Source organism: uncultured Microbacterium sp., assembly GCF_937927635.1.
Classification (GTDB): domain Bacteria; phylum Actinomycetota; class Actinomycetes; order Actinomycetales; family Microbacteriaceae; genus Microbacterium.
Map to the genome: position 1 here is coordinate 43168 of NZ_CALBRW010000046.1, position 6281 is coordinate 49448.

Annotated in this window: 7 protein-coding genes; all 7 read right to left on the reverse strand. The window is 69.5% G+C overall.

The window, feature by feature from the left end:
• Nucleotides 1-102: 102 nt before the first annotated feature.
• Nucleotides 103-1560 carry an LCP family protein gene (locus Q0568_RS17130; RefSeq protein WP_298868724.1) on the reverse strand — a complete coding sequence of 486 codons (1458 nt, stop codon included), beginning with the start codon at nt 1558-1560 and terminating at the stop codon, nt 103-105.
• Entirely contained in the window at nt 1557-2024 is a 468-nt protein-coding gene (purE, locus tag Q0568_RS17135) for a 5-(carboxyamino)imidazole ribonucleotide mutase (protein WP_298868736.1), read from the reverse strand. Before purE ends, Q0568_RS17130 begins: the two co-directional genes overlap by 4 nt.
• 105 nt (nt 2025-2129) lie before the next feature.
• Complete coding sequence (locus Q0568_RS17140) at nt 2130-2447, reverse strand: hypothetical protein (protein WP_298868726.1); 318 nt, start codon at nt 2445-2447, stop codon at nt 2130-2132.
• A 281-nt stretch (nt 2448-2728) separates the two neighbouring features.
• The gene (locus Q0568_RS17145; protein WP_298868728.1) at nt 2729-3889 is read right to left on the reverse strand and encodes a 5-(carboxyamino)imidazole ribonucleotide synthase; all 1161 of its coding nucleotides are present in this window, start codon (nt 3887-3889) and stop codon (nt 2729-2731) included.
• 25 nt (nt 3890-3914) lie between these two features.
• Nucleotides 3915-4460 carry a PH domain-containing protein gene (locus Q0568_RS17150; RefSeq protein WP_298868730.1) on the reverse strand — a complete coding sequence of 182 codons (546 nt, stop codon included), beginning with the start codon at nt 4458-4460 and terminating at the stop codon, nt 3915-3917.
• A gap of 72 nt (nt 4461-4532) precedes the next feature.
• Nucleotides 4533-5321 (reverse strand): biotin--[acetyl-CoA-carboxylase] ligase, encoded by a 789-nt coding sequence (locus Q0568_RS17155; protein WP_298868732.1) that lies wholly within the window; start codon nt 5319-5321, stop codon nt 4533-4535.
• Nucleotides 5321-6281, reverse strand: a 961-nt coding sequence (locus tag Q0568_RS17160; RefSeq protein ID WP_298868734.1) for a CDP-glycerol glycerophosphotransferase family protein, incomplete at its 5' end; no start/stop codon positions are given. The genes Q0568_RS17160 and Q0568_RS17155, both read right to left, overlap by 1 nt.

Consider the following 6281-nt stretch of genomic DNA (forward strand, 5'->3'; position numbering starts at 1 on the left):
TGGTGACACCTCCCCCTCGTGTCACCATCACCGGGAGGTCCGTCCGCATCCGGGTCCTGCGACCCGGATGCGGACTTCTCCATGCCCGGGAGGCGCTGACCCTCAGTTCGTGGGCGCGGGCGTCGAAGTCGGCGGATGCAGCGCGTCCTTCACCATCTTCAGGATCAGGGCGAAGTCGGGTGTCTTCTCCGCGATGCCGTTCTCCGGAGTCAGCTCGAGCTGCTTGACCGGCTGCTTCTTCGCCTTCATCATCAGGTCGAAGAACTCCGGCAGCTTGTCCTGCGGCAGATCGGTGCTGGCCAGCGCCGTACCGGCGTTCATCACGTCGGTGAAGTGCGTGAGCACATTCTGCGGCGTGAACTGGGCCAGGATCGCCTCCTGCAGCTGGCGCTGCCGCTTCATCCGGTCGTAGTCGCTCGTGGTGTACCGCGAACGGGCGTACCACTGCGCGGTGTCGCCGTTCATGTGCTGCTGACCGGGCTCGATCCACCCGATGGCCCAGTCGTTCACGTCCTTCGCACCCTGCCCGGGTTTCGGCCCGCCCTTCGGCAGCCGTTCCGTCACGTTGATGTCCACACCGCCCAGCGCATCGATGAGGTCGGCGAAACCGTTCATGTCGACGAAGACGTAGTACGGGATCTTGATGCCCAGCAGGCCCTCGGCCGCGTCCTTGGTGGCTTCGATGCCCGGTGTGGAGCCGTGCGCGGCGGCATCCGGGTACAGGCTCTTGCCGTGGTCGGGACGGCATACCTCGGCGGCGGCGCGCACGTGGTTCATCCAGCCGTTCCAGCCGCAGGTGGCCGAGCCGTGCCCCTCGAACCCGTTCGGGTACAGCTTGTGCATGGGACTGTCGTCGGGGAAGTGCACCCCGGGCAGCTCGCGCGGGATGCCGGTGATCGTGACAGCTCCGGAGGTGGCGTTGACCGAGACCACCGAGATGCTGTCGAAGCGCATGGAATCGCGGCCGTCACCGCTGTCGGCGCCCAGCAGCAGGATGTTGTAGTAGCCGTCGCTGGGCGGCACGCTGGGCCCGCTGTTGGCGAAGAGCTTGCCGAACGCGCCGCGGCTGGCCGCCGCGATGCCCGAGCCGTACACGGCCCCCGAGGCGACCAGTGCGAGCACCAGGAGCGACGCGATCGGTGCCAGCCACCGCGTGATCGCCGGCAGCTTCACCAGCCGCAGCAGCCGCAGCGTGTCGACGGTCAGTACGACCCACAGCAGCGCGTAGCCCAGCAGCAGCACCTGAACGATGGTGAGCGCGAACCAGGACGGCCAGCCGCTGAACAGCCAGATCGCGGCCAGCTGCGCGAACAGCGCCAGCCCCGCGGCGACGATCGCCAGCAGCCACATCACCAGGGTCGCGCCGAGGCCGAACCGTCCCAGGCGGCGGTTGCCCGCCAGCACCTGCACGGAACCCGGAACCAGCACGTTCAGCACCACCAGCCACCACGCCCGGCGCCCCATCGTCGCGGAGTCCTGCACATCCGGATGCCGCAGCGGATGCTGCTCGATCAGTGGACGCGTGCGCTGCTGCGGGGAGCGCGGCGCCGTCAGGGTCACAGGGCTTCCTTCAGCCGCCGGTTCTTCTGCTCCACCTGGCCCTCGAGGTCGCGGGCGTAGGCCTCGATGCGGTCTGCGAGGGCGGCATCCGCTGTTCCCAGGATGCGGGCGGCGAGGATGCCGGCATTGCGCGCGCCGCCGATGGACACCGTGGCGACGGGGATGCCCGCGGGCATCTGCACGATGGACAGCAGCGAGTCCATGCCGTCCAGGTATGCCAGCGGAACGGGCACGCCGATCACGGGCAGCGCGGTCATCGACGCCAGCATGCCCGGCAGGTGGGCCGCTCCCCCGGCTCCGGCGATGATCGCCCGGATGCCGCGGCCGCGCGCCTCGCGCGCGTAGCTCATGAGCTTGTCCGGAGTGCGGTGCGCCGAGACGACCTCGACCTCGTGCGGGATGCCGAAGTCGGTCAGCGCCTGCGAGGCGTCGCTCATCACGCGCCAGTCGGAGTCGGAACCCATCACGACGCCGACGAGGGGCGAGCTGGAGGAATGCAGCGGCTCAGTCACCCTGACAGGCTACGGCGCGCCGCTGTGAGTTCCTCGCAGCGGCGCGCAGCACTCGGCTCAGACGAGTTCCGAAGTGGCATCCTTCTCGATGATCGTCCGAAGCATCCTGATGCCCGTCTCCCACCCGGGCGTGGCACCGCCTGCCGCATGGATCGCCGTACGCACTGCCGACATTGCGACAGCCAGTGCCTCGACTTCGTCAGCTCCAGGGGTGACCATGCTGAAAGTGAGCACGTCGTCAGCCGTCGCCAGGTCATGATCAAAGATGCCGCTGAGGTCGAAGAATGCGTCGGCGACGGTCACGAACTCACGCTCCGTGAGCGGGTACGCAGTGCCGACCTTCACCTCGATGGCGTACTCGTTCTCGTTCGTCATCTCGGCTCCCTTCCGTTCCAGCAATCGGTCCGGTGGAACCACGCTGAAAGATTCGTAACGTACCTGCCACCCGATGGGGTCATGTGAACTGTCTTCAGATGACGGCCACAGGCGCACTTTCCGACGTAGTACTTCCGGCGCTTCTCGAAGTTCCAACCGTGCGATTCAGCTTCTCGTATGACCGACTCTAGTTCCTTGTCCGGATGTTTGGGCCGTTCTGGCATCGTGGCCACCCCCTCCGGATTCACCATAGGCGCGGCCTCAGACGTTGAGGGCGATGCTCAGAGGAACTGGGAGGCTGCGGAGCGGGCCGTGTAGACCACGTCGTCGAGGTCGGCGCCCGACACGTTGACGTGACCGACCTTGCGGCCCGGGCGCGGCGACTTGCCATAGGTGTGGATCTTGGCATCCGGATGCTCGGTCATCGCCTGCGCGAACCGGTCCTCCAGCGCCCCATCGGCGGGGCCTCCGAGGATGTTGACCATCACGGTCCACGGCGCACGCGTCTCGGTGCGGCCCAGCGGCAGATCCGCGACGGCGCGCAGGTGCTGCTCGAACTGGCCGGTGACGGCGCCGTCCTGACTCCAGTGCCCGCTGTTGTGCGGACGCATGGCCAGCTCGTTCACGAGGATGCGCTCGTCGTCGGTCTCGAACAGCTCCACGGCCAGCATCCCGGTCACGCCGACGCCCTCGGCGACGGTGCGGCCGATCCACTCGGCGACCTCTGCCAGCCGCGCGCTCGCCTCGGGCGCGGGGGCGATGACCTCGGCGCAGACGCCGTCGCGCTGCACGGTCTCCACGATCGGGTACGCGACCATCTCGCCACCGGGCCGGCGGGCGATCTGCTGCGCGAGCTCGCGGGTGAACGAGACCAGCTCCTCCACCAGCAGCGCATCGCCGTCGGCCAGCTGCGCGAACCAGTCCTCGGCCTCGGTGCCGGCGTGCACGACCCTCACCCCGTGCCCGTCGTAGCCGCCGCGCGGCGTCTTCACCACCGCACCGCCGTTGTGGTCGTCTATGAAGGCCTGCAGCTCGTCCGCGTTCCGCACGGGGGCCCAGTCCGGCTGCGGGATGCCGAGCTCGGCCATCCGGCGGCGCATCAGCAGCTTGTCCTGCGCGAACTGCAGGGCATCGGGACCGGGATGCACCTGCACGCCGTCGGCGATGAGGGCGCGCAGCACCTCCTGCGGGACGTGCTCGTGATCGAAGGTGACGACATCGACGTCGCGCACGAACGCGCGCACGGTCTCCAGATCGTGGTAGTCGCCGACGGCGGTGGCTGCGAGCTTGGCCGACATCCCCTCGTCCTCGGCGAGGACCCGCAGCTCCAGCCCCAGCTCGACCGCCGGGGCGATCATCATCCTGGCCAGCTGGCCCCCACCGATCACTCCCACACGCACGGTCATCCGCGGCTCCTCTCGTCGGTGACCATTCTTCCGCATGCGGGGAGGAACGGAACGCGAAGGATCAGTCGGCGGCGAACCCGGACTGCGCGTCGCGGTGCGCGAGGATCTGATTCACCTCGACCTGGTCGGCCAGCACCTCGTGCACGAGGTTCACGCTGGGCACGTTCACGAGCCGCAGCGGCGCATCCACGCCGTTGCTGAGCGTGATGGTCCCCGCACCCCACAGGCGCTGGAGGGGCCCCCGGCGCACAGCGATCGAATAGCCGCGGGTGTGCGAGAACTCGCGGCGACGGCGGGAGCCGATCCCATCCTGCACGATCACGCGACGCGTGGTGATCGTGCACGTGCGCGACAGCCACACCAGGAACGGCACGATCACCAGCAGTACCAGCGCGACGACGCCGCCGCCCAGCAGCATCCAGTCCTCGAACGGCGGTGTGAGGTTGCCGAACAGGAACCCCACCGCGCCGGCGACGCCGATCAGCACCAGCGCGCACCAGAACAGCCGACGCGCATGACTGCGGAAACGGGCGACCAGCAGCTCCTCGACGGGCGCACCGGGCGGCGGCATCATCGGCCGTCCGCCGAGCGTCACGGGCTGGGTCATGTGTCCATTGTGCCCGGAGAGCGACGATTTCGATGCGCAGGCGCGCTCAGCGGGCCTGGTGAGCGGACCGGCTCAGCCGCCGACCGTGCGCGAGCAGCGGCGCTGCGACGGATCCCAGGCGCGGCGCACGTGCACCACATCGCCCGCGGCGACCTCGTGCAGCCCGGCGCCGTCGTCGACCACCAGCCTGCCGTCGGCGGCCAGGCGCACGGCGGTGCCGGTCAGGATCGAGCCGCCGGGCAGCGACACGGTGACGGCCTGCCCGAGGGTCCGGCAGCGCTCGGTCGCCTCCGCGTGCAGCGCGTCGGTTCCCAGAGAGCGGATGCCGCGCTGCAGCCCGGTGAGGTAGTCGGCCAGGAGCCGATCAGCATCCACCTCTGCGCCCAGCGCGGCGAAGGAGGTCGCGGTGGGCACCGGCAGCTGCGCGGCGGTCATCGTGGTGTTGATCCCGGTTCCGACGATCACCGCGCCGCCCGCGACCTCGGCGAGGATGCCGCAGATCTTGCGCCCGTCCACGAGCACGTCGTTGGGCCATTTCAGGCCGACCTCGTGCCCGGGCAGCTGCGCGGCCACGGCATCCGTCATCGCCACGCCCGCCGCCAGCGGGATCCACCCCCACGCGTCCGCATCGGCGGGCAGGTCGCGCAGCAGCACCGACACGGCCAGCGCCGTCCCGGCCGGCGTGCTCCAGGTGCGGTCCAGCCTGCCGCGGCCGGAGGTCTGCGTGTCGGTCAGCAGCACCGACAGGTGCGGCCAGGACGCCTGATCCGCCACGCGTGCGCGGAGCTCGGCATTGGTGGAGGCGCACTCCGGCAGCACCAGCAGGCGTGCGGCGATGCGCTCCGCGAGAGGCAGTCGCATCAGTCCTCGTCCTCGTCCTCGTCCTCGTCACTGACGTCGGCGTCGTCGAGTTCCGCCGCGGCGGCCGCGTCGCGGGCGTGCCACTCATCCCACTTCTGCATGAGCTGCTCGATGGCGGCGTGGAACTTCGCCGTAGCGACGCCCGGCGCGGTGTCGCCGAAGTAGTGCTGCACCCAGGTGCGCAGGCGCTCCACGGCATCCGCATCAGCACTCACGCGCTCGGCCTCGGCGACGATCTCGGCCGCACGATCCGCGGGCAGCCATTCGCACGCCGACAGGTAGCCGGACTCGTCGATCGAAGCGCGCTCATCCGCTGGCCGGGTGATCAGCAGCGGCTTGCCCGCCGCCAGCCGGTCGTAGACCATCGCCGAGATGTCCACGACGGCGACGTCAGCGACCGCCAGCTGCCAGCCCAGCTCGGGACCGTCGTCGTAGACGTGGTGCGCGGTCGGATCCGCCGCATTGGCCTCTGCCACCGCGGCCAGGATGCGGCGGTGCGCGGCGCCGTACTCGTCGCTGACCACGCCGCTGCGCGGGTGCGGCCGGTAGATGACCCGGTGCTTCGGGCTGGCCAGCAGCGCGCCCACCAGTGCCTCGCCGTGCGTGGCGATGGAGCCGTAGTGCGCCGAAGGCCGGTCGCCCTCCCAGGTGGGCGCGTACAGCACGACGGTGCGCTCATCGGGCGTGAACGGCAGCGTGCCGGAGTAGTGGTCTGCCTGCGGGCGGCCGATCTCGATGGTGCGACGGTCGAGGTCGTAGTCCCACAGCGTGCGGCTGAGCCGTTCGCGGGCGGCCTGCCCGGCGATCAGCGCGTAGTCGTACGCCTTGTACTGGTTGGTGGTCATGTACATCTTGTCGGACTCGCCGTGGTTGATGAACACGTGCCAGCGACGTCCATACCGGAACATCTGGAAGTTGCGGGTGTTCTGATTGACGTACAGCACCACGCGGATGTCCTGC

Bases quoted from the DNA above. Each gene is read 5' to 3' on its own strand.
- Q0568_RS17145 (WP_298868728.1), bottom strand. From the start codon at position 3,889: ATGCGGAAGAATGGTCACCGACGAGAGGAGCCGCGGATGACCGTGCGT.
- purE (WP_298868736.1), bottom strand. From the start codon at position 2,024: ATGGGTTCCGACTCCGACTGGCGCGTGATGAGCGACGCCTCGCAGGCG.
- Q0568_RS17140 (WP_298868726.1), bottom strand. From the start codon at position 2,447: ATGACGAACGAGAACGAGTACGCCATCGAGGTGAAGGTCGGCACTGCG.
- Q0568_RS17150 (WP_298868730.1), bottom strand. From the start codon at position 4,460: ATGACCCAGCCCGTGACGCTCGGCGGACGGCCGATGATGCCGCCGCCC.
- Q0568_RS17155 (WP_298868732.1), bottom strand. From the start codon at position 5,321: ATGCGACTGCCTCTCGCGGAGCGCATCGCCGCACGCCTGCTGGTGCTG.